Here is a 24,579-nt window from a genome sequence, read left to right on the forward strand (position 1 = left end):
ACCACCGGAGACGGTGAGAATTTGTCCGCTTACCCAGCTGGCTGCAGGCGAGCAAAGGAACAGCGCCGCGTTAGCAATATCTTGCGGTTGGCCCAGACGTCTGATCGGCGTGTGCTGTAACATTTTTTGTTCAATTTCTGGGTAATGACTCCAACTTACTGATAGTGTTTTATGTTCAGATAATGCCCGATGACCTTGTCATGCAGCTCCACCGATTTTGAGAACGACAGTGACTTCCGTACCAGCCTTGCCAGATGTTGTCTCAGATTCAGATTATGTCGCTCAATGCGCTGAGTGTAACGCTTGCTGATAACGTGCAGCTTTCCCTTCAGGCGTGATTCATACAGCGGACAGCCATCCGTCATCCATACCACGACCTCAAAGGCCGACAGCAGGCTCAGAAGACGCTCCAGTGTGGCCAGAGTGCGTTCACCGAAGACGTGCGCCACAACCGTCCTCCGTATCCTGTCATACGCGTAAAACAGCCAGCGCTGACGTGATTTAGCACCGACGTAGCCCCAATGTTCGTCCATTTCAGCGCAGACAATCACATCACTGCCCGGTTGTATGCGCGAGGTTACCGACTGCGGCCTGAGTTTTTTAAGTGACGTAAAACCGTGTTGAGGCCAACGCCCATAATGCGTGCACTGGCGCGACATCCGACGCCATTCATGGCCATATCAATGATTTTCTGGTGCGTACCGGGCTGAGAGGCGGTGTAAGTGAACTGTAGTTGCCATGTTTTACGGCAATGAGAGCAGAGATAGCGCTGATGTCCGGCAGTGCTTTTGCCGTTACGCACCACGCCTTCAGTAGCGGAGCAGGAAGGACATCTGATGGAAATGGAAGCCACGCAAGCACCTTAAAATCACCATCATACACTAAATCAGTAAGTTGGCAGCATTACCCAATTTCTGGTGTAATAACGGATTTCAGGGCATCGGTTAATATTGCCCCCGGCGCAATGCTATTCACCCGAATATTTTTTTCACCCAGGTCAAATGCCATATTTCTGACCAGATGACTGGCCGCAGCTTTAGATGATGCATAGGAAGTCATGTTTATATTTTTATTTTCTGCCGCCATAGAAGTGATGGTCAGAATAACGCCACCTCCATTTTTTTCCATTTCTGGCGCAACAAGTTGTGACAGATGGAAAAAAGAAAACACATTCAGTTCATAAGCACGGCGAAAATCTGCCATTGGCATATCAAACGGTTTAGGACCACCGCCACCGGCGTTGTTAACCAGGATATCAACTTTACCCAGATTACTGACGGCAAAGTCTGCCAGTGCAGAGAGTTCCTGTTCGGAAGTAATATCACAACGCCAGGCAAATGCCTGACCATCCAGTTGTTGAATTTCGTCTACAACATGGTTAGCTGCGTCGGCGTTAATATCACTGACCACCACAGATGCGCCAGCTGTCGCGAATGTAATGGCGATTTCTTTACCAATACCTGCACCCGCACCTGTGATGATGGCGCATTTTCCGTCGAGTCTCAGGTTGTCAGAATTAAACACATAAACCTCCTGTGAACTTCAGTAAAAATAAAAGGCACCGCCTGTGTGCCACATTTTTTATCATTAACCTTGAGGAAAGGACACTACCAAGTATAGCAGATAAAGAGAGGATTATTTCGCCGCAATGAGCCGGGCGGGAATAATAAGATTGCGTGAATGCGTCTCTTCATGGGTGATTTTTTGCATCATGCGATCCGCAAGTGTGATACCAAGTTCCCGCGCTGGCGTGCTGGCCCAGGTAACAGGTATATCATCAAGTGTGGTTGGTGTCGCATCGGTAAATGCCGCCAGCGAAACCTGTTGCTCAAAGTAACGATCGACTCCGCTTTCCCCGCTTTGCCGCCCTGCTTTCAGCAAACCAAACCATGCCCCCATCGCAATAGTTTCGTTATAGCAAACCACGGCACTGATGGTCGGGTTATGACGTAAAAGCGCCGTGATAGCTTCCGCGGCTTGCTTCTGGCTGGAAGTGCACTCCAACACCCAATCGCTGTGAAACGGCAGGCCAAATTTTAGTAGAGTTGCACAATAGCCCCCCACCCGTTCTGCACGGGTTAATGAGGAACTTTGCCCTCCCAGCCAGGCGATCCGCTGATGCCCATTGCGAATGAGATGCTCCGTCAACAACTGTGCAGCCTGCATGTTGTCCGGGCGAACCGTATCAACATCATCAAGATAACTGGCACGGGAAGCGAAAATCACCGGGATAGCTTTTTCTTCTGCCATCCGCCGCAGGTCATCGCTGCTTCCTGCAGCCCCGGCAATTACCACACCATCGACACCCTGATTCAGTAACAGTGAAAACCGCTGTGCCAGCTGCTCGCCGTCTTTACCGCCGTGAAGCAAAAAAACCATCCGTCCCTGTGCTTCCAGAGCTTCCGTCAATCCGGCCGTCAATTCGGCGTAAAACGGCGCAGATAAATCACGGACGATCAAACCAATGACGCCGCTTTGCCCGCCGCGCAGCGCCGACGCCTGGCGATTGCGCACAAATCCCAGCTCTTCAATGGCGGCGTTAACGCGTTCTCCTGTGGCGGTAGAGATTCGCCCTTTGCCATTAAGCACCAGCGAAACGGTACTTACCGACACGCCCGCAGCCAGCGCAACATCATGAATGGTTATTTTTTTGGCGGTAGCCATGCAGATGACCTACTCCCTGATTATGTGACAGATAAAACGTTTTACCTTTTATTTATCTTATACCCGCTATTATCGTTGCGTAATGTGATTTATGACTCACTAAAATTTGATAAAACGTTTTATCTTCTCGCGCAATTTACTGAATCCAGATTGTTCTCTACGAGGAGTCGTTTTATGACGGCGAAAACAGCACCGAAAGTCACGCTGTGGGAGTTCTTCCAGCAGTTAGGCAAAACCTTCATGTTACCCGTGGCATTATTGTCGTTCTGCGGCATTATGCTCGGCATTGGTAGTTCTCTTAGCAGCCATGATGTCATAACCCTGATCCCGGTCCTGGGCAACCCCGTGTTGCAGGCTATCTTTACCTGGATGAGTAAGATTGGCTCGTTTGCTTTTAGTTTCCTGCCTGTCATGTTCTGTATCGCCATCCCGCTGGGCCTGGCACGCGAAAATAAAGGCGTAGCGGCATTCGCTGGCTTCGTCGGTTATGCGGTAATGAACCTCGCGGTAAACTTCTGGTTGACCAATAAAGGCATTCTGCCAACCACAGATGCCGCCGTTCTGAAAGCCAATAACATCCAGAGCATTCTTGGGATCCAGTCGATCGATACCGGGATCCTCGGTGCGGTGATCGCCGGTATTATCGTCTGGATGCTGCATGAGCGTTTCCATAATATCCGCCTGCCGGATGCGCTGGCATTCTTCGGCGGTACGCGCTTCGTACCAATTATCTCCTCGCTGGTGATGGGCCTTGTCGGCCTGGTGATTCTATTAGTCTGGCCGATTTTCGCCATGGGTATTAGCGGCTTGGGCCATATGATAAACAGCGCGGGTGATTTCGGACCGATGCTGTTTGGTACCGGTGAACGTCTGCTGTTGCCGTTTGGTCTGCATCACATTCTGGTGGCATTAATTCGCTTTACCGACGCAGGCGGCACGCAGGAGGTCTGCGGTCAAACCGTCAGCGGCGCACTGACCATCTTCCAGGCGCAATTGAGTTGCCCGACCACTCACGGTTTTTCTGAAAGCGTCACGCGTTTCCTTTCGCAAGGTAAAATGCCTGCGTTTCTCGGCGGTCTACCAGGTGCAGCGTTAGCTATGTATCACTGCGCGCGCCCGGAAAATCGCCATAAAATTAAAGGTCTGCTGATTTCTGGCCTGATCGCCTGCGTCGTTGGCGGCACTACCGAACCGCTGGAATTCCTGTTCCTGTTCGTAGCGCCAGTTCTGTATGTCATCCACGCGCTGTTAACCGGCCTCGGCTTCACCGTCATGTCTGTGCTCGGCGTCACCATCGGTAATACCGACGGCAATATCATCGACTTCGTGGTGTTCGGTATTTTGCATGGTCTGTCAACCAAGTGGTACATGGTGCCAGTGGTGGCGGCAATCTGGTTTGTCGTTTACTACGTCATCTTCCGTTTCGCTATCACCCGCTTCAATCTGAAAACCCCGGGGCGCGATAGCGAAGTTGCCAGCTCAATCGAAAAAGCCGTTGCCGGTGCGCCGGGTAAATCAGGTTACAACGTTCCTGCAATCCTCGAAGCATTAGGCGGTGCCGACAATATTGTCAGCCTCGATAACTGCATTACCCGTCTGCGTTTGTCTGTGGAAGATATGTCGCTTGTTAATGTGCAGGCACTGAAGGACAATCGGGCAATTGGCGTAGTACAACTTAATCAACATAACCTGCAGGTTGTTATCGGGCCACAAGTTCAGTCAGTAAAAGATGAAATGGCCGGTCTGATGCATACTGTCCAGGCATAAGGATAAGATATGTTCGATTTTTCAAAGGTCGTGGATCGTCATGGCACATGGTGTACACAGTGGGATTATGTCGCTGACCGTTTCGGCACTGCTGACCTGTTACCGTTCACGATTTCAGACATGGATTTTGCCACTGCCCCCTGCATTATCGAGGCGCTGAATCAGCGCCTGATGCACGGCGTATTTGGCTACAGCCGCTGGAAAAACGATGAGTTTCTCGCGGCTATTGCCCACTGGTTTTCCACCCAGCATTACACCGCAATTGATACGCAGACGGTGGTGTATGGCCCTTCTGTCATCTATATGGTTTCAGAACTGATTCGTCAGTGGTCTGAAACAGGTGAAGGCGTGGTGATCCACACGCCCGCCTATGACGCATTTTACAAGGCCATTGAAGGTAACCAGCGCACAGTAATGCCCGTTGCTTTAGAGAAGCAGGCTGACGGCTGGTTTTGCGATATGGGCAAGCTGGAAGCCGTTTTGGCGAAACCAGAATGTAAAATTATGCTCCTGTGTAACCCACAGAATCCTACCGGGAAAGTGTGGACGTGCGATGAGCTGGAGATCATGGCTGACCTGTGCGAGCGTCATGATGTGCGGGTTATTTCCGATGAAATCCATATGGATATGGTCTGGGGCGAGCAGCCGCATATTCCCTGGAGTAATGTGGCGCGGGGAGACTGGGCGTTGCTGACATCGGGATCGAAAAGTTTCAATATTCCCGCGCTGACCGGTGCTTACGGGATTATAGAAAATAGCAGCAGCCGTGATGCCTATTTATCGGCACTGAAAGGACGTGATGGGCTTTCTTCCCCTTCGGTACTGGCGTTAACTGCCCATATCGCCGCCTATCAGCAAGGTGCACCGTGGCTGGATGCCTTACGCGTCTATCTGAAAGATAACCTGACGTATATCTCAGATAAAATGAACGCCGCGTTTCCTGAACTCAACTGGCAGATCCCGCAATCCACTTATCTGGCCTGGCTTGATCTACGTCCGTTGAATATTGACGACAACGCGTTGCAAAAAGCGCTTATCGAGCAAGAAAAAGTCGCGATCATGCCGGGGTATACCTATGGTGAAGAAGGTCGTGGTTTTGTCCGTCTCAATGCCGGCTGCCCACGTTCGAAACTGGAAAAAGGTGTGGCTGGATTAATAAACGCCATCCGCGCTGTTCGCTAACCCCAATTGCGCAACGTAAAAAATCGTTGCGCAATCGTGGATTTTTACCCTGCTTTGTTTTTATAATGGTGCGCACTTTTATATCCAGAAAAAGAGTGCGACCATGATTGATACCACCCTGCCATTAACTGATATCCATCGCCACCTTGATGGCAACATTCGTCCCCAGACCATTCTTGAACTTGGCCGCCAGTATAATATCTCGCTTCCTGCACAATCCCTTGAAACACTGATTCCCCACGTTCAGGTCATTGCCAACGAACCCGATCTGGTGAGCTTTCTGACCAAACTTGACTGGGGCGTTAAAGTTCTCGCCTCTCTTGATGCCTGCCGCCGCGTGGCATTTGAAAACATTGAAGATGCAGCCCGTAACGGCCTGCGCTATGTCGAGCTGCGTTTTTCACCAGGCTACATGGCAATGGCACATAAGCTGCCTGTAGCGGGTGTTGTCGAAGCGGTGATCGATGGCGTACGTGAAGGTTGCCGCACCTTTGGTGTGCAGGCGAAGCTTATCGGCATTATGAGCCGAACCTTCGGCGAAGCCGCCTGTCAGCAAGAGCTGGAGGCCTTTTTAGCCCACCGTGACCAGATTACCGCACTTGATTTAGCTGGTGATGAACTTGGATTCCCGGGAAGTCTGTTCCTTTCTCACTTCAACCGCGCGCGTGATGCGGGCTGGCATATTACCGTCCATGCAGGCGAAGCTGCCGGGCCGGAAAGCATCTGGCAGGCGATTCGTGAACTGGGTGCGGAGCGTATTGGACATGGCGTAAAAGCCATTGAAGATCGGGCGCTGATGGATTTTCTCGCCGAGCAACAAATTGGTATTGAATCCTGTCTGACCTCCAATATTCAGACCAGCACCGTAGCAGAGCTGGCTGCACATCCGCTGAAAACGTTCCTTGAGCATGGCATTCGTGCCAGCATTAACACTGACGATCCCGGCGTACAGGGAGTGGATATCATTCACGAATATACCGTTGCCGCGCCAGCTGCTGGGTTATCCCGTGAGCAAATCCGCCAGGCACAGATTAATGGTCTGGAAATGGCTTTCCTCAGCGCAGAGGAAAAACGCGCACTGCGAGAAAAAGTCGCCGCGAAGTAACAAAAATGGATGGTGCAAATTGCACCATCCATTTTTCACGCAAGGCACAACGTCGCGCGATGTTTGGCGGATTCGATGCCCAGCTCAATCAACTCCATTACCTGGATTGCCTGGCTTGCCGGAACCGGATTTTCACCATCGCCATTTAACGCATCACGAATCGCCGCATAGTAAGCCGGATAATTCCCAGGCACCGTCAACAGCGTTTCTTCGACACGTTCCTCACCTTCCACGCGGGTAAGTACGCCATCACGCATATCGTAGCCCCAGTCTTCCTGCGGCAGACGCTCGCCATTTTTCAGACGTTCTTCCTGTGGATCGAGGCCATATTTCACATAACTGCCTCGGGATCCATGCACGATATACCGTGCTGACTCAGCGGCTGCCAGCATGGTACCGTGTAAAATGACTCGCCGCTGTGGATAGGACAAGATGGCGTGGAAATAATCGGTCGACTGCGCTCCGGGCCGTAACTGTGCCAAATCTACCGTCATGCTGACCGGTAAACCAAATAGCGTAATGGCCTGATCAAGAAGATGCGGTGCTAAATCGTACCAGATACCGCTGCCTGGGCCGCCCTGTTCACGCCAACGATCGCGCACCTGCGGACGGAAGCGGTCAAAATGAGACTCAAAGTAAGCAACTTCACCCAGCACGCCTTCCGCGAGCAAACCTTTTAGCGTCAAGAAATCGCTATCCCAACGGCGGTTATGGAATACAGACAGCACACGCCCCAGGCTTTTTGCCAGCGCATCCAGCTCTCGCGCTTGTGACAGTGTCACGGTAAAGGGTTTATCAACGACCACATGTTTACCCGCCTCAAGCGCCGCTTTGGCTAACGGGAAATGGGTATCGTTGGGTGTAGGAATGACAATCAGGTCTATGTTGGGATCGTTAAACAGATGCTTCGGCTCAGAGACAACCGTAACCGTTGGCCAGTCGGCTTTTACTTTTGTTTCATCACTGCTGGAGATTACCGCCAGTTCCAGCCCGGGCGTGCCCGCAATCAGGGGCGCATGGAAGGTTTTGCTCGCATAACCATACCCAATCAACCCAACACGGATGTTGTCGCTCATGTCATTGCCTCTCATTGAAGTATGATGGCTATTTGACACTATCCTTTACCCACGCTCAACAGTTTAATAACCTGCCAGCAATAAGGGATGTTGTTTAACTTAAGTCAAAAAAATAGCGAATTTTCCAACGACAAAAGCTAAATATCGCAAAAACCTCAGTAAAAATCTTGCTGGAGCTATTATTGCTAAGTAACATTTACCCCCTGAAGTTAATGGATCAATCAAGAGAGATGTGGGCTGTAATGAATCGTCTTATTGAATTAACAGGTTGGATCGTTCTTGTCGTTTCAGTCATTCTTCTTGGCGTGGCGAGTCACATTGACAACTATCAGCCACCTGAACAGAGTGCTTCGGTACAACACAAGTAAGCTCTGCACTTGTGGAGCGACATGCTGCCCGTCCGGGTGCATGTTTTCACTTGTCGGATATTAAACCAGGAATTTATTATCTTGTTCGATGTTGTTGGTGATTGTCAGGGATAGTAAAGCGCGTTACTCTTTTCAGAGCAGTTTTTCATCCCTGAATATTTGCCATCAGCGCATTCTTATTATTGTAATAACACAAGCGTTCACTTTTGGTGAAATTTTATCATCACTAATAATACCTACCCCTTTGGTATTAATTATTTTATGGACCTTTTATGACTGTTCAGGACTACTTATTAAAATTTCGCAAAATCAGTTCACTCGAAAGTCTGGAAAAACTCTACGACCATCTTAATTACACCCTGACGGACGATCAGGAACTGATCAATATGTATCGTGCTGCCGATCACCGTCGCGCAGAGCTGGTTTCTGGCGGGCGTTTGTTTGACCTCGGCCAGGTACCGAAGTCCGTCTGGCACTATGTCCAATAAAGAAAGTAGCGATCGGTTATAAAAGCCTTATAATAACGCCCCTAAAATTAGATTTGCCTGTTTGCGTCGCTATTCTGGAGAACCTATGACCACCACAACGCCACAACGTATTGGAGGCTGGTTGCTTGGCCCGTTGGCCTGGCTTTTAGTCGCTCTGTTGAGTACGACGCTGGCGTTGTTGCTGTATACCGCTGCGTTATCTTCTCCGCAAACATTTCAAACGCTCGGCGGACAAGCACTGACGACACAAATCTTATGGGGCGTTTCTTTTATTACCGCTATCGCCATGTGGTATTACACACTGTGGTTGACCATCGCTTTCTTTAAACGTCGGCGTTGTGTTCCTAAACACTATATTATCTGGCTGCTTATTTCCGTATTGCTGGCAGTAAAAGCATTCGCTTTTTCACCCGTGGAAGTTGGCATAGCCGTTCGCCAGTTGCTGTTTACTTTGTTGGCAACCGCATTGATCGTCCCCTATTTCAAACGCTCGTCGCGGGTAAAAGCGACGTTTGTGAATCCGTAATAACCTTACAGTTAACCTGTTGTCGCCTGCTCTGGATTAACGGATAATAGGCGGCTTTTTTATTTCAGGCCGAAAAATGACTGACTACCTGTTACTGTTTGTCGGAACTGTACTGGTCAATAACTTTGTACTGGTCAAGTTTCTCGGTCTCTGTCCGTTTATGGGGGTTTCCAAAAAACTGGAAACCGCGATGGGCATGGGGCTGGCAACAACGTTTGTGATGACGCTGACGTCTATTTGCGCCTGGCTTATCGATACGTGGATTTTGATCCCACTTAATCTGATTTACCTGCGCACCCTGGCATTTATTCTGGTGATTGCTGTGGTCGTGCAGTTCACCGAGATGGTGGTGCGCAAAACCAGCCCGGTGCTTTACCGTCTGCTGGGGATTTTTTTGCCGCTTATCACCACCAACTGTGCAGTGCTCGGCGTGGCGTTGCTGAATATCAATCTCGGGCACAATTTCTTGCAGTCGGCGCTGTACGGTTTTTCCGCCGCTGTCGGTTTCTCGCTGGTGATGGTGCTCTTCGCCGCCATCCGCGAACGCCTTGCTGTGGCTGATGTCCCGGCACCTTTTCGCGGTAATGCCATTGCGTTAATTACCGCAGGTCTTATGTCTCTGGCCTTTATGGGCTTTAGTGGTTTGGTGAAGTTGTAATGAATGCTATCTGGATTGCCGTTGCCGCCGTGAGCCTGCTGGGCCTGGCGTTTGGCGCCATTCTGGGTTATGCCTCCCGCCGTTTTGCGGTGGAAGACGATCCGGTCGTTGAGAAAATTGACGAAATCTTACCGCAGAGCCAGTGTGGTCAGTGCGGTTATCCCGGCTGTCGCCCCTACGCGGAAGCCATCAGCTGTAACGGTGAAAAAATCAACCGTTGCGCCCCAGGTGGCGAAGCTGTGATGCTAAAAATTGCCGAGTTGCTTAATGTCGAGCCGCAGCCGCTGGATGGCGAAGCGCAAGAGCTAACGCCTGCGCGGATGGTGGCGGTTATTGATGAAAATAACTGTATTGGCTGCACTAAATGTATTCAGGCTTGTCCGGTAGACGCCATCGTTGGCGCTACCCGTGTCATGCATACGGTAATGAGTGATCTCTGTACGGGCTGCAATTTATGTGTTGATCCGTGCCCGACGCACTGCATCTCGTTGCAACCGGTCGCAGAAACACCTGACTCCTGGAAATGGGATCTGAACACCATTCCCGTGCGTATCATTCCCGTGGAACACCATGCTTAAGTTATTCTCTGCATTCAGAAAAAATAAAATCTGGGATTTCAACGGCGGCATCCATCCACCGGAGATGAAAACCCAGACCAACGGTACCCCCCTGCGCCAGGTACTACTGGCGCAGCATTTTGTTATTCCACTGAAACAGCATATTGGCGCTGAAGGTGAGTTGTGCGTTAGCGTCGGCGATAAAGTATTGCGCGGCCAGCCGCTTACCCGTGGTCGCGGCAAAATGCTGCCTGTTCACGCGCCCACCTCGGGTACCGTTACGGCTATTGCGCCCCACTCTACGGCTCATCCTTCAGCTTTAGCTGAATTAAGCGTGATTATTGATGCCGATGGTGAAGACTGCTGGATCCCGCGCGACGGCTGGGTCGATTATCGCTCTCGCAGTCGCGAAGAGTTAATCGAGCGCATACATCAGTTTGGTGTTGCCGGGCTGGGCGGTGCCGGATTCCCGACAGGCGTTAAATTGCAGGGTGGTGGAGATAAGATTGAAACGTTGATTATCAACGCTGCTGAGTGCGAGCCGTACATTACCGCCGATGACCGTTTGATGCAGGATTGCGCGGCTCAGGTCGTAGAGGGTATTCGCATTCTTGCGCATATTCTGCAGCCACGCGAAATTCTTATCGGCATTGAAGATAACAAACCGCAGGCGATTTCCATGCTGCGCGCGGTGCTGGCGGACTCTAACGATATTTCTCTGCGGGTGATTCCAACCAAATATCCTTCTGGCGGTGCTAAACAATTAACCTACATTCTGACCGGGAAGCAGGTTCCACATGGCGGGCGTTCATCCGATATCGGCGTATTAATGCAAAACGTCGGCACTGCTTATGCAGTGAAACGTGCCGTTATTGATGGCGAGCCGATTACCGAGCGTGTTGTAACCCTGACTGGCGAAGCAATCGCTCGCCCGGGCAACGTCTGGGCACGGCTGGGGACGCCAGTGCGTCATTTATTGAATGATGCCGGATTCTGCCCCTCTGCCGATCAAATGGTGATTATGGGTGGCCCGCTAATGGGCTTTACCTTGCCATGGCTGGATGTCCCGGTCGTAAAGATTACCAACTGTCTGTTGGCTCCCTCTGCCAATGAACTTGGCGAACCACAGGAAGAACAAAGCTGCATCCGGTGTAGCGCCTGTGCTGACGCCTGCCCTGTGGATCTTTTGCCGCAACAGTTGTACTGGTTCAGCAAAGGTCAGCAACACGATAAAGCTACCACGCATAACATTGCCGACTGCATTGAATGTGGGGCTTGCGCGTGGGTTTGCCCGAGCAATATTCCCTTGGTGCAATATTTCCGTCAGGAAAAAGCTGAAATTGCGGCTATTCGTCAGGAAGAAAAGCGCGCCGCAGAAGCCAAAGCGCGTTTCGAAGCGCGCCAGGCTCGTCTGGAGCGCGAAAAAGCGACTCGCCTTGAACGACATAAGAGCGCAGCCGTTCAACCTGCAGCCAAAGATAAAGATGCGATTGCTGCCGCTCTGGCGCGGGTGAAAGAGAAACAGGCCCAGGCTACACAGCCTATTGTGATTAAAGCGGGCGAACGCCCGGATAACAGTGCAATTATTGCAGAACGGGAAGCCCGTAAAGCGCAAGCCAGAGCGAAACAGGCAGAACTGGAGCAAACTAACGACGCAGCAACCGTTGCTGAACCACGTAAAACTGCCGTTGAAGCAGCTATCGCCCGCTCCAAAGCGCGCAAGCTGGAACAGCAACAGGCTAATGCGGAACCAGAAGAACAGGTCGATCCGCGCAAAGCCGCCGTCGAAGCCGCTATTGCCCGTGCCAAAGCGCGCAAGCTGGAACAGCAACAGGCTAATGCGGAACCAGAAGAACAGGTCGATCCGCGCAAAGCCGCCGTCGAAGCCGCTATTGCCCGCGCCAAAGCACGCAAGCTGGAACAGCAACAGGCCAATGCGGAGCCAGAAGAACAGGTTGATCCGCGCAAAGCTGCCGTCGAAGCCGCTATTGCCCGCGCCAAAGCACGCAAGCTGGAACAGCAACAGGCCAATGCGGAGCCAGAAGAACAGGTTGATCCGCGCAAAGCTGCCGTCGAAGCCGCTATTGCCCGCGCCAAAGCACGCAAGCTGGAACAGCAACAGGCTAATGCGGAACCAGAAGAACAGGTCGATCCGCGCAAAGCCGCAGTTGCCGCGGCTATTGCCCGCGTTCAGGCCAAAAAAGCCGCCCAGCAAAAGGTTGTAAACGAGGACTAAATGGTATTCAGAATAGCTAGCTCCCCTTATACCCATAACCAGCGCCAGACATCGCGCATTATGCTGTTGGTGTTGCTCGCAGCCGTGCCAGGAATCGCAGCGCAACTGCGGTTTTTTGGTTGGGGTACTCTCGTTCAGATCCTGTTGGCGTCGGTCAGTGCTCTGTTAGCCGAAGCTCTCGTACTCAAACTACGCAAGCAGTCGGTAGCCGCAACGTTGAAAGATAACTCAGCATTGCTGACAGGCTTATTGCTGGCGGTAAGTATTCCCCCCCTAGCGCCATGGTGGATGGTCGTACTGGGTACGGTGTTTGCGGTGATCATCGCTAAACAGTTGTATGGCGGTCTGGGGCAAAACCCGTTTAATCCGGCAATGATTGGTTATGTGGTCTTACTGATCTCCTTCCCGGTGCAGATGACCAGCTGGTTACCGCCACATGAAATTGCGGTCAACATCCCTGGTTTTATCGACGCCATACAGGTTATTTTCAGCGGTCATACCGCCAGTGGTGGTGATATGAATACGCTACGCTTAGGTATTGATGGCATTAGTCAGGCGACACCGCTGGATACATTCAAAACCTCTGTCCGCGCAGGTCATTCGGTTGAACAGATTATGCAATATCCGATCTACAGCGGTATTCTGGCGGGCGCTGGTTGGCAATGGGTAAATCTCGCCTGGCTGGCTGGTGGCGTGTGGTTGCTATGGCAGAAAGCGATTCGCTGGCATATTCCCCTCAGCTTCTTAGTAACGCTGGCGTTATGCGCAACGTTGGGCTGGTTGTTCTCACCAGAAACACTGGCAGCACCGCAAATTCATCTGCTGTCTGGTGCGACTATGCTCGGCGCATTCTTTATTTTGACTGACCCAGTTACTGCTTCTACGACCAATCGTGGTCGGCTGATGTTCGGCGCGCTGGCGGGCTTATTAGTCTGGTTGATCCGCAGTTTCGGCGGCTATCCTGACGGCGTGGCTTTTGCCGTCCTGCTGGCGAACATCACGGTTCCTCTGATCGATTACTACACGCGTCCGCGCGTCTACGGCCATCGCAAAGGGTAAACCATGCTGAAAACTATCCGAAAACACGGCATTACACTGGCACTATTTGCAGCGGGTTCTACAGGGTTAACTGCGGCCATCAACCAGATGACCAAAACGACAATTGCTGAACAGGCCAGTCTGCAACAAAAGACGTTATTTGATCAGGTGCTGCCAGCCGAACGCTATAACAATGCGCTCGCACAGAGTTGCTATCTGGTAACTGCGCCAGAGTTAGGTAAAGGTGAGCATCGGGTTTACATCGCCAAACAGGATGACAAACCGGTAGCCGCCGTTCTGGAAGCAACCGCGCCAGATGGCTATTCCGGTGCGATTCAGCTGCTGGTGGGAGCCGATTTTAATGGCACGGTACTTGGCACGCGCGTGACAGAGCACCACGAAACGCCAGGGCTTGGCGATAAAATCGAATTGCGCCTTTCTGACTGGCTCACCCATTTTGCGGGAAAAAAAATCAGTGGTGCGGATGATGCGCACTGGGCGGTGAAGAAAGATGGTGGTGATTTCGACCAGTTCACCGGCGCGACGATTACTCCCCGCGCGGTGGTTAATGCGGTAAAACGCGCCGGATTGTACGCTCAGACGTTACCGGCACAACTTTCTCAACTTCCTGCCTGTGGAGAATAAAGCGTGAGCGAAATTAAAGACGTTATTGTTCAGGGGTTGTGGAAAAACAACTCTGCACTGGTCCAACTGCTCGGCCTTTGTCCGCTATTGGCGGTCACATCCACTGCCACTAACGCTCTGGGTTTAGGACTTGCGACTACGCTGGTACTGACGCTGACCAACCTGACCATTTCGACGCTGCGTCACTGGACGCCAGCCGAGATCCGCATTCCCATTTACGTGATGATCATCGCCTCGGTGGTCAGCGCTGTACAGATGCTGATCAACGCCTACGCCTTTGGCCTGTATCAATCATTAGGGATTTTTATTCCGCTGATTGTCACTAACTGTATCGTTGTGGGCCGCGCTGAAGCCTTCGCCGCCAAAAAAGGTCCGGCGCTTTCGGCACTGGACGGCTTTTCAATTGGTACGGGCGCAACCTGCGCCATGTTCGTGCTGGGTTCACTACGCGAAATTATCGGCAATGGCACGTTGTTTGACGGTGCAGATGCGCTGTTAGGTAGCTGGGCAAAAGTATTACGCGTGGAGATTTTCCACACCGACTCCCCTTTCCTGCTGGCGATGCTGCCACCAGGTGCATTTATTGGCTTGGGACTGATGCTGGCAGGAAAATACCTGATTGATGAAAGAATGAAAAAGCGCCGTGCTGAAGCAGCTGCCGAACGTGCATTGCCAAACGGTGAAACAGGGAATGTCTGATGAACAAAGCAAAACGTCTGGAGATCCTCACTCGCCTGCGTGAGAACAATCCTCATCCCACCACCGAGCTTAATTTCAGTTCGCCTTTTGAATTGCTGATTGCCGTACTGCTTTCCGCTCAGGCGACCGATATCAGTGTTAATAAGGCGACGGCGAAACTCTACCCGGTGGCGAATACGCCTGCAGCGATGCTTGAACTAGGCGTTGAAGGGGTGAAAACCTATATCAAAACGATTGGCCTTTATAACAGCAAAGCAGAAAATATCATCAAAACCTGCCGTATATTACTGGAACAACATAATGGCGAGGTTCCGGAAGATCGTGCTGCGCTTGAAGCCCTGCCCGGCGTAGGTCGTAAAACAGCCAACGTCGTATTAAACACTGCATTCGGCTGGCCGACTATTGCTGTCGACACGCACATTTTCCGCGTTTGTAATCGTACTCAATTTGCGCCGGGGAAAAACGTCGAACAGGTAGAAGAAAAGCTACTGAAAGTGGTTCCGGCAGAGTTTAAAGTCGACTGCCACCATTGGTTGATCCTGCACGGGCGTTATACCTGCATTGCCCGCAAGCCCCGCTGTGGCTCTTGTATTATTGAAGATCTTTGTGAATACAAAGAGAAAGTTGACATCTGAAGAAAAGGGGTAACACCGATTACCCCATTGATAACCTTTCTTTATCCTCTTTTAAAACATCTTTTTAACGTCAATGATGCCATTGCTTAGCGTTATCATCAGGTAATCCGTTTGCGGATAACCAAAAATGCAGGTTAATTGTTTTTTTAATAGCGAAATTTTCTATTCATTCGTGATCAAGATCACGATGCTGTGGCAATGTAAAAACATTGCAAGAATCAGGTTAAAATGATTTAAATTTACACACGCAACAAATATTGACCTGCAAAACATTACACTGGCTATTTTTCAGAAACTGGACTATCTCACTAGGAAAAACGCTAAATAGCAGAACATATCGCCGCCAAGCCATCATCCCCCTCTCAATGCAGTGAAAAAATCTGCCGTTACGTTTTTTGAAAAATTTAACGCTGGATAACATTTCCCGGAATGGTTGAATTCCCCGCCTCAGTTATATGTAACAGATTATTACAAAGGACTTGTCTGAAAGTGCAAGATAGTGAACATTACCTGCCGTTTCCCCTCCCACTATAACAATTGCGCGTATGTTTTTTAGACATAACGCGAGAAAGCACCCCCGTTAATATGGGATGTAAAAAAAGAGGTAAAAGTGTCCACTGCAAACCAAAAACCAACTGAAAGCGTCAGTTTGAACGCTTTCAAACAACCGAAGGCGTTCTATCTCATCTTCTCGATTGAGTTATGGGAACGTTTTGGTTATTACGGCCTACAAGGAATTATGGCTGTTTACCTGGTTAAACAACTGGGTATGTCTGAAGCGGATTCAATCACCCTTTTCTCTTCCTTTAGTGCCCTGGTTTATGGTCTGGTCGCTATCGGCGGCTGGTTAGGTGACAAGGTACTGGGTACTAAACGCGTAATTATGCTCGGCGCTATTGTGCTGGCGATTGGTTATGCTCTGGTTGCCTGGTCTGGTCACGACGCCGGTATTGTTTATATGGGTATGGCGGCTATTGCGGTCGGTAACGGCCTGTTTAAAGCTAACCCGTCTTCTCTGCTTTCTACATGCTATGAGAAAAACGACCCACGTCTGGACGGTGCATTCACCATGTACTACATGTCCGTCAACATCGGCTCTTTCTTCTCTATGATAGCCACCCCGTGGCTGGCCGCGAAATACGGCTGGAGTGTTGCGTTTGCGTTGAGCGTTGTAGGCCTGCTGATCACTATCGTTAACTTCGCCTTCTGCCAACGCTGGGTTAAACAGTACGGTTCAAAACCAGACTTTGAACCAGTCAACTACCGTAACCTGTTGCTGACCATTATTGGTGTTGTGGCGCTGATCGCTGTTGCCACCTGGCTACTGCACAATCAGGAAGTTGCGCGTATGGCGCTGGGCGTTGTTGCCTTCGGTATTGTGGTTATCTTCGGTAAAGAAGCTTTCGCGATGAAAGGTGCTGCGCGTCGTAAAATGATCGTTGCCTTCATCCTGATGCTCGAAGCAATCATCTTCTTCGTGCTGTACAGCCAGATGCCAACGTCACTGAACTTCTTTGCGATTCGTAACGTTGAGCACTCCATTCTGGGTCTGGCCGTAGAACCTGAGCAGTATCAGGCACTGAACCCGTTCTGGATCATCATCGGTAGTCCGATTCTGGCCGCTATCTATAACAAGATGGGTGATACCCTGCCGATGCCAACCAAGTTTGCAATCGGCATGGTGATGTGTTCTGGTGCGTTCCTGATTCTGCCGCTGGGTGCGAAATTCGCGTCTGACGCAGGTATCGTGTCTGTCAGCTGGCTGGTCGCAAGCTATGGCCTGCAGAGCATCGGGGAACTGATGATCTCTGGTCTGGGTCTGGCAATGGTTGCACAACTCGTTCCGCAGCGTCTGATGGGCTTCATTATGGGTAGCTGGTTCCTGACCACTGCCGGTGCAAACCTGATTGGTGGTTATGTTGCGGGTATGATGGCTGTGCCGGATAACGTTACCGACCCGCTGATGTCACTGGAAGTCTATGGTCGCGTATTCTTGCAGATTGGTGTCGCTACTGCCGTTATTGCAGTACTGATGCTGCTGACCGCGCCTAAACTGCACCGCATGACGCAGGATGACGCTGCAGACAAAGCGGCGAAAGCTACTGTAGCGTAAAATTCAGGGAAACTCTTTTACAAGCCGCTAACTTTTCGTTAGCGGCTTTTTTTTTGTTCAGCAACGCACTACCATACTTTAAACCACAGACAAAAGGAGTTACCGATGAAATTGTTCTACAAACCGGGCGCCTGCTCTCTCGCTTCCCATATCACCCTGCGTGAGAGCGGAAAGGATTTTACGCTCGTCAGTGTGGATTTAATGAAAAAACGTCTCGAAAACGGTGACGATTACTTTTCCGTTAACCATAAGGGGCAGGTGCCTGCATTGCTGCTGGACGATGGTACTTTGCTGACGGAAGGCGTTGCGATTATGCAGTATCTTGCCGACAGCGTCCCCGACCGCCAGTTGCTGGCACCGGTAAACAGTATTTCCCGCTATAAAACCATCGAATGGCTGAATTACATCGCCACCGAGCTGCATAAAGGTTTCACACCTCTGTTTCGCCCAGATACACCGGAAGAGTACAAACCGACAGTTCGCGCGCAGCTGGATAAGAAGCTGCAATATGTGAACGAGGCACTGAAGGATGAGCACTGGATCTGCGGGCAAAGATTTACAATTGCTGATGCCTATCTGTTTACGGTTCTGCGCTGGGCATACGCGGTGAAACTGAATCTGGAAGGGTTAGAGCACATTGCGGCATTTATGCAACGTATGGCTGAACGTCCGGAAGTACAAGACGCGCTGTCAGCGGAAGGCTTAAAGTAATAGCCATCGGCCCACAGGTCGTTGTGGGCCGAAATGAGATATTTCAGAGCTTTGTTGCGCTGAAGTAATGTTCTGGTTTGGCAATACGATCCTGAGCAGCCACCACTTGCAGCTCATATTCCTGCATTGCTTTGGTGGTCACCATGATTTCGTAGACTGCAGCGGTCACATGTTCCAGGGCCTCCTGCAGCGTTGCCCCCTGAAGCAGTTTCACCAGCAGTAAACCGCTCGTCACATCACCAACACCTACCGGCTGGCGCATACCAAAATCCACCAGTGGACGGCTGATATGCCAGACTTCATCGGCGGTGACCAGCAGCATTTCAAAACGGTCACGGCTGTAGCCAGCTCGCGCCAGGTGTTTAACCAACACAATTTGTGGCCCTTGCTCAATGAGTTCGCGCGCTGCCAGAACCGCTTCTTCGACGTTATTTACCGCATGCTCACAGAGTATTTCCAGCTCAACCAGATTCGGCGCAATGATATCGCTGGCAGGCAAACCGTGCCGCACATGAAACTCTGCGACACCCGGTGCAACGATACAGCCTTTTTCCGGATGACCCATTACCGGATCGCAAAAATATTTCGCCTGCGGATTCGCTGCTTTCACCTGACGGACGATACCGAGGATATGTTCACCCTGCTCCGCCGATCCCAGATAGCCACTTAATACGGCATCACAGGTGTGTAATTTATCAATGGCGGCAATGCCTTGCACAATTTCGGTTAAATGGCTGGGCGGCATCACGCAGCCAGTCCATTTGCCGTATTGGGTGTGATTAGAAAATTGAACGGTGTTCAGCGGCCAGACGTTCGCGCCCAGGCGGCGCATCGGAAACTCTGCCGCACTGTTACCCGCATGACCATAAACAACGTGAGACTGGATAGCGAGAATATTTTTCATCATGTTCCCTGTATAAAAACCAGGGGGAGTGATTTCTCACTCCCCCCTTCCACTGATGCATATTTCCCAGGGGGAGTGATGTCTCACTCCCCCCTTTCCACTTAATGCATTATTTCCAGCAAATCAGACAGTAATTCTTTTTGCCGCGACGCAGTAAGGTAAAACGACCAAACAGACGATCTTCTTCTTTAAAGAAGTATTCAGGATCGGACTGTTTTTCACCGTTAATGGTGATGGCATTGGAGGCGATAGTTTTACGCGCCTGACCACGGGAAGGTTGCAGTTCAGAATCGACCAGCGCCTGCATCAGGTCTGCGCCCTTTTCCATCTCAACCATCGGTACGCCGTCCTGCGCCAGCTGTTCGAAGTCCGCTTCACTCAGCGCACTCAAAGAACCGCTGAACAGGCATTCGGTAATACGTTTTGCCGCCTGTAAACCTTCTTCACCGTGAACCAGACGAGTCACCTGCTCCGCCAGTACATACTGGGCGCGCGGTGCTTTACCGCTGTTTTTATCTTCTTCTTCTAGGGCGTTGATCTCTTCAATGCTCATAAAGGTGAAGAACTTCAGGAAGCGGTAAACGTCGGCATCCGCAGTGTTGATCCAGAACTGGTAGAATTTGTACGGGCTGGTTTTCTTCGGATCCAACCAGACTGCGCCGCCTTCAGTTTTACCAAATTTGGTGCCGTCTCCGTTGGTGATCAGCGGATCGGGCAGACCAAGCACATGATTCTGATGCAGACGGCGGGTCAGGTCGATCTCAGAAGTGATGTTCCACCTCTGGTCAGAACCACCTATTTGCAACTCCACATAGTAGTGTGTGTTCAGACAGGTCCAGTCATATCCCTGCTGCAGGTTGTAGGAAAACTCAGTTATCGACATCCCTTCATCTTCACGGTTGAGACGCTGCTTAACCGCTTCTTTGTTGATCATCTGGTTAACGGAGAAGTGTTTGCCAATATCGCGCAGGAAGGTCAGCACATTCATATTGCCGAACCAGTCATAGTTGTTCGCCGCGATAGCAGAGTTTTCTCCACAGTCGAAATCGAGGAACGGGGCAACCTGCTTACGGATTTTGTCCACCCACTCCTGAACAGTTTCTTCGGTGTTCAGCTTACGCTCGGCAGCTTTGAAGCTCGGGTCGCCAATCAGACCCGTCGCGCCGCCTACCAGCGCAACCGGCTTGTGGCCCGCCTGCTGGAAGCGTTTCAGGCATAACAATGGAACAAGATGCCCCAAATGCAAGCTGTCAGCGGTAGGATCGAAGCCGCAATAGAGCGCGATCGGGCCTTGCGCCAGTCGCTCTGCTAACGCTTCCTCGTCCGTCACCTGGGCTACCAGCCCCCGCTCTTGCAATTGTTTAATCAAGTTACTGCTTGCCATCAAAATCTCCATGTATATAACGACTGCACCTTTGCCGGTACACGACTTTTCGCCAGATGCGAAAGAGACATAGAATAAAGTGCCAGAATCAGGAGTACCAGCGATTAAAGCAAGATTTTTGCATCTTTTCAGGGTGCAAGACGATCAATCTTCCACGCATCATTTTCACGCTGGTACAAAAAGCGGTCATGCAGGCGATGCTCACCGCCCTGCCAGAACTCAATCTGTTCAAGGCTGACGCGAAAACCGCCCCAAAAGCTCGGCAATGGCACTTCGCCCTGTTGAAACTTCTGCTTCAGCTCCAGGAATTTACTTTCAAGGATACCGCGGGCAGAAATGCGACTGGACTGCTTCGAAACCCATGCACCAATCTGGCTATCACGCGGGCGGCTATGAAAATATTTCATCACTTCGAGAGTCGAAAGTCGTTCTGCTTTACCGATCACCATCACCTGGCGTTCAAGGGTATGCCACGGGAACAGCAGGCTAACGCGCGGATTATTTTCAATTTGATGTGCTTTACGGCTACCGAGGTTGGTGTAAAACACCATGCCTTTTTCGTCGTAATGTTTGAGTAAAACGATGCGCTGATAAGGCTGACCATGTTCATCCACGGTAGCGACCACCATCGCGGTAGGGTCCGCCAGTTTGGCTTCACAAGCCTGAGAGAGCCAACGTTCAAAAAGGGTTAATGGATCGGCGGGAAGATCGCGGCGGCGTAACCCGCCTTTGGTGTATTCACGGCGCAGATGCGCGATTTGCTGCAATTCGTCGTTATCAGACATGGTTTTCTTTACGGATTGTCAGTGGGTGACGCTATTGTGCGCCGCCCCTGGAAAAATCTCAACGCTGTGGATTTTGTAACTGACAGTTATTCAAGACGATGCGGTCGCGTTTATAGACAGTCGCTTCCTCACCTTTCGACCAGAAAACATAGATCCCGTCGGAGTAACGCGCGCCAGAGGCTGAAAGGCCCTGTTTGAGATGCAGTAGTTGATTATCGTAAACAAAACTGACTTCCTGGCGCGGATTATTCAGTTTGACCGTCAACGGTTTTTCATCACACTGGTATTCCAGCGTATCGGTTTGCATTCGCTCAACCTGGATTTGCCCCTATATTTCCAGACATCTGTTATCACTTAACCCATTACAAGCCCGCTGCCGCAGATATTCCCGTGGCGAGCGATAACCCAGCGCACTATGCGGATGCCATTCGTTATAATGCTCGAACGCCTCTGCAAGGTTCTTTGCTGCCGTTAACCCGTCTGGTTTGGGCATGATACTGATGTAGTCACGCTTTATCGTTTTCACGAAGCTCTCTGCTATTCCGTTACTCTCCGGACTCCGCACCGCCGTGTTCTTCGGTTCAAGTCCCAACATCCGGGCGAACTGGCGTGTTTCATTAGCCCGGTAGCATGAACCATTATCCGTCAGCCACTCCACTGGAGACGACGGAAGATCGTTGCCGAAGCGGCGTTCCACCGCTCCCAGCATGACGTCCTGTACTGTTTCACTGTTGAAGCCGCCGGTAGTCACCGCCCAGTGCAGTGCCTCACGATCACAGCAGTCCAGCGCGAACGTGACACGCAGTCTCTCTCCGTTATCACAGCAGAACTCGAACCCGTCAGAGCACCATCGCTGATTGCTTTCTTTCACGGCCACTCTGCCTGTATGTGCCCGTTTCGATGGCGGTACAGCAGGTTTTCGCTCAAGCAACAGCGCATTCTGGCGCATGAGCCGGTAAACACGTTTGGCATTGATCGCAGGCATACCATCAAGTTCTGCCTGTCTGCGAAACAGCGCCCATACCCGACGATAACCATACGTGGGCAGCTCTCCGATAACATGGTGTATACGGAGAAGCACATCCGTATCATCAGTGTGACGACTGCGGCGGCCATCCATCCAGTCATCGGTTCGTCTGAGAATGACGTGCAACTGCGCACGCGACACCCGGAGACAACGGCTGACTAAGCTTACTCCCCATCCCCGGGCAATAAGGGCGCGTGCGCTATCCACTTTTTTGCCCGTCCATATTCAACGGCTTCTTTGAGGAGTTCATTTTCCATCGTTTTCTTGCCGAGCAGGCGCTGGAGTTCTTTAATCTGCTTCATGGCGGCAGCAAGTTCAGAGGCAGGAACAACCTGTTCTCCGGCGGCCACAGCAGTAAGACTTCCTTCCTGGTATTGCTTACGCCAGAGAAATAACTGGCTGGCTGCTACACCATGTTGCCGGGCAACGAGGGAGACCGTCATCCCCGGTTCAAAGCTCTGCTGAACAATTGCGATCTTTTCCTGTGTGGTACGCCGTCTGCGTTTCTCCGGCCCTAAGACATCAATAATCTGTTCTCCAATGACAAGTCTAAAAACTGGTATTAAGACTATCACTTAAATAAGTGATACTGGTTGTCTGGAGATTCAGGGGGCCAGTCTACAACCAGTTGATTAAAGGCGCTACAACCGGAGAGAAGGACCGGCAAAATGATAATTAACAGTTTTTTCATAGTCATATCCCGAAGACTTTCCTGGTCCGGAGGGCAAATACCCTCCTTAATCTTCCAAGTGTAACGGCAGACACGATAAGAAAAAATTCAGTTAATTCTGATATCACGAGTTGGCGGGGAAAATAGCCCCCAGTACCGTCTCCTGGCTTGCGCCAGTGACGGAAGGCAGATTTCCTGGTAATCCCGCCAGCGTCCGCCAGGCAAGCCAGGCGAAAGCCAATGCTTCCATGTCATCGCCACTAATGCCAACGGCATCGGTGGTGGTGACTTCTGTGCCTAGCAGTAATACCGCCAGACGCGCCATGAGTAGCGGATTACGACTACCTCCACCACATACCATCAATCGTTCGCAGCCACCGCTCAACAAAACTTGTTCAGAAATGGTCACGGCGGTGAGTTCTGCCAGTGTGGCCTGAACATCACGGGGATCAACACCCGGAAAATGGCGTAAATGGCGCTCCAGCCAGCCGTAGTTAAAGTATTCGCGTCCGGTGCTTTTCGGTGCAGGTTGCGAGAAATACGGGTCGCTGAGCATATTTTGCAGCAGTGGGAGAATAACTTTACCCGCCCGTGCCCACTCGGCATCTTTATCGTAAGGTTTACCTGCCTGACGCCAGATCCAGGCATCCATCAGCATGTTACCAGGACCGGTATCGTAGCCGCCAACCAGCTGCCCAGGAATGAGCAGTGACAGATTGGCGATGCCGCCAATATTGAGCACCATTCGTCGCTCGGTTGGGTGAGCCAGCAAGGCATGATGGAACGCAGGTACCAGCGGTGCGCCTTGTCCTCCCAAGGCAATATCGCGACGGCGAAAATCACCGACAACCGTAATTCCGGTGCGTGCCACAATTTGATTGTTATCGCCAATCTGTAAAGTGTGTGGTGCCACGCCCGTCGGTTCATGCCAGACGGTTTGACCGTGACAGCCGATCGCAACTATATCTCTCGCCTGCAGGTTTTGTTCCTTAAGCAAGGCATTGACCGCATCAGCAAAAAGTCGCCCGAGTTGAGTATCAAGCTGTCCAAACTGCGAAAGTGTAAGCTGCTGGCCCTGGCAAATATCCAGTACAGCCTGTTTCAGAGACACCGGGATCGGCCAGCTCAAGCTTGCCAGCTGTGCGACCCGGTGTTCATCAATTGTCGCCAACACAACATCAACACCATCAAGGCTGGTGCCTGACATAACGCCAATAAAGCGGCCCGATTTCATAGTTCATCCTTTTTCAATCTGACGTTTGCGCACCACTCAAACATAAACTTTTCGTGAATACCATGCGGAATGACCGATTTTTACCGTTGGTAGTAAAACATTATCTT

The 24,579-nt window shown here is 51.1% G+C and carries 27 protein-coding genes and 2 other annotated features; of the genes, 15 read left to right on the forward strand and 12 right to left on the reverse strand.

Annotation, left to right across the window (positions count from 1 at the left end):
• Positions 1-140 precede the first annotated feature (140 nt).
• Positions 141-908: a mobile genetic element, on the reverse strand.
• The 4 genes from insB to malI all read right to left on the reverse strand — a co-directional run bounded on the left by insB (position 156) and on the right by malI (position 2,664).
• On the reverse strand, positions 156-551 hold the full coding sequence (gene insB, locus SF1642) for an insertion element IS1 protein InsB (RefSeq protein ID NP_707517.1): 396 nt from the start codon (positions 549-551) through the stop codon (positions 156-158). It overlaps the preceding feature by 396 nt.
• Positions 578-853, reverse strand: coding sequence for an insertion element IS1 protein InsA (gene insA / locus SF1643; protein NP_707518.1), 276 nt, complete (start codon positions 851-853; stop codon positions 578-580). (Lies within the feature at positions 141-908.)
• The gene (locus tag SF1644) at positions 904-1,524 is read right to left on the reverse strand and encodes a 2-deoxy-D-gluconate 3-dehydrogenase (protein NP_707519.1); all 621 of its coding nucleotides are present in this window, start codon (positions 1,522-1,524) and stop codon (positions 904-906) included.
• 111 nt (positions 1,525-1,635) lie before the next feature.
• Positions 1,636-2,664, reverse strand: coding sequence for a DNA-binding transcriptional repressor MalI (gene malI / locus SF1646; RefSeq protein ID NP_707520.1), 1,029 nt, complete (start codon positions 2,662-2,664; stop codon positions 1,636-1,638).
• Between the two features lie 174 nt (positions 2,665-2,838).
• Here malI and malX point away from each other — a divergent pair, with 174 nt between their 5' ends.
• The 3 genes from malX (at position 2,839) to add (ending at position 6,718) form a co-directional block, all read left to right on the forward strand.
• On the forward strand, positions 2,839-4,431 hold the full coding sequence (gene malX, locus SF1645) for a bifunctional PTS system maltose and glucose-specific transporter subunits IICB (protein NP_707521.2): 1,593 nt from the start codon (positions 2,839-2,841) through the stop codon (positions 4,429-4,431).
• Positions 4,432-4,440: 9 nt separating this feature from the next.
• Entirely contained in the window at positions 4,441-5,613 is a 1,173-nt protein-coding gene (gene malY / locus SF1647; RefSeq protein NP_707522.1) for a cystathionine beta-lyase, read from the forward strand.
• Between the two features lie 103 nt (positions 5,614-5,716).
• A complete protein-coding gene (gene add / locus SF1648; RefSeq protein NP_707523.1) occupies positions 5,717-6,718 on the forward strand; it encodes an adenosine deaminase in 1,002 nt (333 codons plus the stop codon).
• Positions 6,719-6,753: 35 nt separating this feature from the next.
• On the opposite strand, the gene SF1649 is transcribed toward add, so the two are convergent.
• Positions 6,754-7,833 carry a hypothetical protein gene (locus SF1649; RefSeq protein ID NP_707524.3) on the reverse strand — a complete coding sequence of 360 codons (1,080 nt, stop codon included), beginning with the start codon at positions 7,831-7,833 and terminating at the stop codon, positions 6,754-6,756.
• A gap of 128 nt (positions 7,834-7,961) precedes the next feature.
• Between SF1649 and SF1649a the strand changes: the two genes are divergently transcribed.
• The 12 genes from SF1649a (at position 7,962) to gst (ending at position 18,468) form a co-directional block, all read left to right on the forward strand.
• A complete protein-coding gene (locus SF1649a) occupies positions 7,962-8,162 on the forward strand; it encodes a beta-lactam resistance family protein (RefSeq protein YP_008439252.1) in 201 nt (66 codons plus the stop codon).
• 272 nt (positions 8,163-8,434) lie between these two features.
• Positions 8,435-8,650, forward strand: a complete 216-nt coding sequence (locus SF1650) for an oriC-binding nucleoid-associated protein (RefSeq protein NP_707525.1) — start codon at positions 8,435-8,437, stop codon at positions 8,648-8,650.
• An 85-nt stretch (positions 8,651-8,735) separates the two neighbouring features.
• The gene (locus SF1651; protein NP_707526.2) at positions 8,736-9,176 is read left to right on the forward strand and encodes a hypothetical protein; all 441 of its coding nucleotides are present in this window, start codon (positions 8,736-8,738) and stop codon (positions 9,174-9,176) included.
• A gap of 76 nt (positions 9,177-9,252) precedes the next feature.
• The gene (locus tag SF1652; RefSeq protein NP_707527.1) at positions 9,253-9,834 is read left to right on the forward strand and encodes an electron transport complex protein RsxA; all 582 of its coding nucleotides are present in this window, start codon (positions 9,253-9,255) and stop codon (positions 9,832-9,834) included.
• A complete protein-coding gene (locus SF1653; protein NP_707528.1) occupies positions 9,834-10,412 on the forward strand; it encodes an electron transport complex protein RnfB in 579 nt (192 codons plus the stop codon). The genes SF1652 and SF1653 overlap by 1 nt, the downstream gene beginning before the upstream one ends.
• The gene (locus SF1654; RefSeq protein NP_707529.1) at positions 10,405-12,627 is read left to right on the forward strand and encodes an electron transport complex protein RnfC; all 2,223 of its coding nucleotides are present in this window, start codon (positions 10,405-10,407) and stop codon (positions 12,625-12,627) included. Before SF1653 ends, SF1654 begins: the two co-directional genes overlap by 8 nt.
• On the forward strand, positions 12,628-13,686 hold the full coding sequence (gene rnfD, locus SF1655; RefSeq protein NP_707530.1) for an electron transport complex protein RnfD: 1,059 nt from the start codon (positions 12,628-12,630) through the stop codon (positions 13,684-13,686).
• Between the two features lie 3 nt (positions 13,687-13,689).
• Positions 13,690-14,310, forward strand: coding sequence for an electron transport complex protein RnfG (locus tag SF1656; protein ID NP_707531.1), 621 nt, complete (start codon positions 13,690-13,692; stop codon positions 14,308-14,310).
• Between the two features lie 3 nt (positions 14,311-14,313).
• Positions 14,314-15,009, forward strand: a complete 696-nt coding sequence (ydgQ, locus tag SF1657; protein ID NP_707532.1) for an electron transport complex protein RsxE — start codon at positions 14,314-14,316, stop codon at positions 15,007-15,009.
• Positions 15,009-15,644, forward strand: coding sequence for an endonuclease III (gene nth, locus SF1658; RefSeq protein NP_707533.1), 636 nt, complete (start codon positions 15,009-15,011; stop codon positions 15,642-15,644). The genes ydgQ and nth overlap by 1 nt, the downstream gene beginning before the upstream one ends.
• Before the next feature lie 610 nt (positions 15,645-16,254).
• Positions 16,255-17,757: a tripeptide transporter permease gene (tppB, locus tag SF1659; protein ID NP_707534.1), complete on the forward strand. Its 1,503-nt coding sequence runs from the start codon at positions 16,255-16,257 to the stop codon at positions 17,755-17,757.
• 105 nt (positions 17,758-17,862) lie between these two features.
• A complete protein-coding gene (gene gst, locus SF1660) occupies positions 17,863-18,468 on the forward strand; it encodes a glutathionine S-transferase (RefSeq protein ID NP_707535.1) in 606 nt (201 codons plus the stop codon).
• Between the two features lie 43 nt (positions 18,469-18,511).
• Here the strand turns inward: gst and pdxY are convergent, their stop codons facing one another.
• The 7 genes from pdxY to anmK form a co-directional block, all read right to left on the reverse strand.
• Complete coding sequence (pdxY, locus tag SF1661) at positions 18,512-19,375, reverse strand: pyridoxamine kinase (protein NP_707536.1); 864 nt, start codon at positions 19,373-19,375, stop codon at positions 18,512-18,514.
• A gap of 106 nt (positions 19,376-19,481) precedes the next feature.
• Positions 19,482-20,756, reverse strand: coding sequence for a tyrosyl-tRNA synthetase (gene tyrS, locus SF1662; RefSeq protein ID NP_707537.2), 1,275 nt, complete (start codon positions 20,754-20,756; stop codon positions 19,482-19,484).
• A gap of 128 nt (positions 20,757-20,884) precedes the next feature.
• Positions 20,885-21,541, reverse strand: coding sequence for a pyridoxamine 5'-phosphate oxidase (pdxH, locus tag SF1663; protein NP_707538.1), 657 nt, complete (start codon positions 21,539-21,541; stop codon positions 20,885-20,887).
• 58 nt (positions 21,542-21,599) lie between these two features.
• Positions 21,600-21,848 (reverse strand): hypothetical protein, encoded by a 249-nt coding sequence (ydhA, locus tag SF1664; RefSeq protein ID NP_707539.1) that lies wholly within the window; start codon positions 21,846-21,848, stop codon positions 21,600-21,602.
• 10 nt (positions 21,849-21,858) lie between these two features.
• Positions 21,859-23,189: a mobile genetic element, on the reverse strand.
• Positions 21,870-22,775, reverse strand: coding sequence for an IS2 transposase TnpB (locus SF1665; protein NP_707540.1), 906 nt, complete (start codon positions 22,773-22,775; stop codon positions 21,870-21,872). Its footprint overlaps the feature before it by 906 nt.
• Entirely contained in the window at positions 22,733-23,143 is a 411-nt protein-coding gene (locus SF1666; RefSeq protein ID NP_707541.1) for an IS2 repressor TnpA, read from the reverse strand. It lies within the feature at positions 21,859-23,189. Before SF1666 ends, SF1665 begins: the two co-directional genes overlap by 43 nt.
• Positions 23,190-23,362: 173 nt before the next feature.
• Positions 23,363-24,472: an anhydro-N-acetylmuramic acid kinase gene (anmK, locus tag SF1667; RefSeq protein ID NP_707542.1), complete on the reverse strand. Its 1,110-nt coding sequence runs from the start codon at positions 24,470-24,472 to the stop codon at positions 23,363-23,365.
• Between the last annotated feature and the right edge of the window lie 107 nt (positions 24,473-24,579).

Origin of the sequence: Shigella flexneri 2a str. 301 (genome assembly GCF_000006925.2) — a bacterium.
GTDB lineage: Bacteria > Pseudomonadota > Gammaproteobacteria > Enterobacterales > Enterobacteriaceae > ECMA0423.

Excerpts from the sequence above, each read along its gene's own strand:
- malI (NP_707520.1), bottom strand. The coding sequence starts at position 2,664 with ATGGCTACCGCCAAAAAAATAACCATTCATGATGTTGCGCTGGCTGCG.
- SF1651 (NP_707526.2), top strand. The coding sequence starts at position 8,736 with ATGACCACCACAACGCCACAACGTATTGGAGGCTGGTTGCTTGGCCCG.
- pdxY (NP_707536.1), bottom strand. The coding sequence starts at position 19,375 with ATGATGAAAAATATTCTCGCTATCCAGTCTCACGTTGTTTATGGTCAT.
- ydhA (NP_707539.1), bottom strand. The coding sequence starts at position 21,848 with ATGCAAACCGATACGCTGGAATACCAGTGTGATGAAAAACCGTTGACG.
- SF1652 (NP_707527.1), top strand. The coding sequence starts at position 9,253 with ATGACTGACTACCTGTTACTGTTTGTCGGAACTGTACTGGTCAATAAC.
- add (NP_707523.1), top strand. The coding sequence starts at position 5,717 with ATGATTGATACCACCCTGCCATTAACTGATATCCATCGCCACCTTGAT.
- SF1656 (NP_707531.1), top strand. The coding sequence starts at position 13,690 with ATGCTGAAAACTATCCGAAAACACGGCATTACACTGGCACTATTTGCA.
- gst (NP_707535.1), top strand. The coding sequence starts at position 17,863 with ATGAAATTGTTCTACAAACCGGGCGCCTGCTCTCTCGCTTCCCATATC.
- pdxH (NP_707538.1), bottom strand. The coding sequence starts at position 21,541 with ATGTCTGATAACGACGAATTGCAGCAAATCGCGCATCTGCGCCGTGAA.
- malY (NP_707522.1), top strand. The coding sequence starts at position 4,441 with ATGTTCGATTTTTCAAAGGTCGTGGATCGTCATGGCACATGGTGTACA.
- SF1653 (NP_707528.1), top strand. The coding sequence starts at position 9,834 with ATGAATGCTATCTGGATTGCCGTTGCCGCCGTGAGCCTGCTGGGCCTG.
- rnfD (NP_707530.1), top strand. The coding sequence starts at position 12,628 with ATGGTATTCAGAATAGCTAGCTCCCCTTATACCCATAACCAGCGCCAG.
- nth (NP_707533.1), top strand. The coding sequence starts at position 15,009 with ATGAACAAAGCAAAACGTCTGGAGATCCTCACTCGCCTGCGTGAGAAC.
- SF1654 (NP_707529.1), top strand. The coding sequence starts at position 10,405 with ATGCTTAAGTTATTCTCTGCATTCAGAAAAAATAAAATCTGGGATTTC.
- anmK (NP_707542.1), bottom strand. The coding sequence starts at position 24,472 with ATGAAATCGGGCCGCTTTATTGGCGTTATGTCAGGCACCAGCCTTGAT.
- malX (NP_707521.2), top strand. The coding sequence starts at position 2,839 with ATGACGGCGAAAACAGCACCGAAAGTCACGCTGTGGGAGTTCTTCCAG.
- SF1650 (NP_707525.1), top strand. The coding sequence starts at position 8,435 with ATGACTGTTCAGGACTACTTATTAAAATTTCGCAAAATCAGTTCACTC.
- tyrS (NP_707537.2), bottom strand. The coding sequence starts at position 20,756 with ATGGCAAGCAGTAACTTGATTAAACAATTGCAAGAGCGGGGGCTGGTA.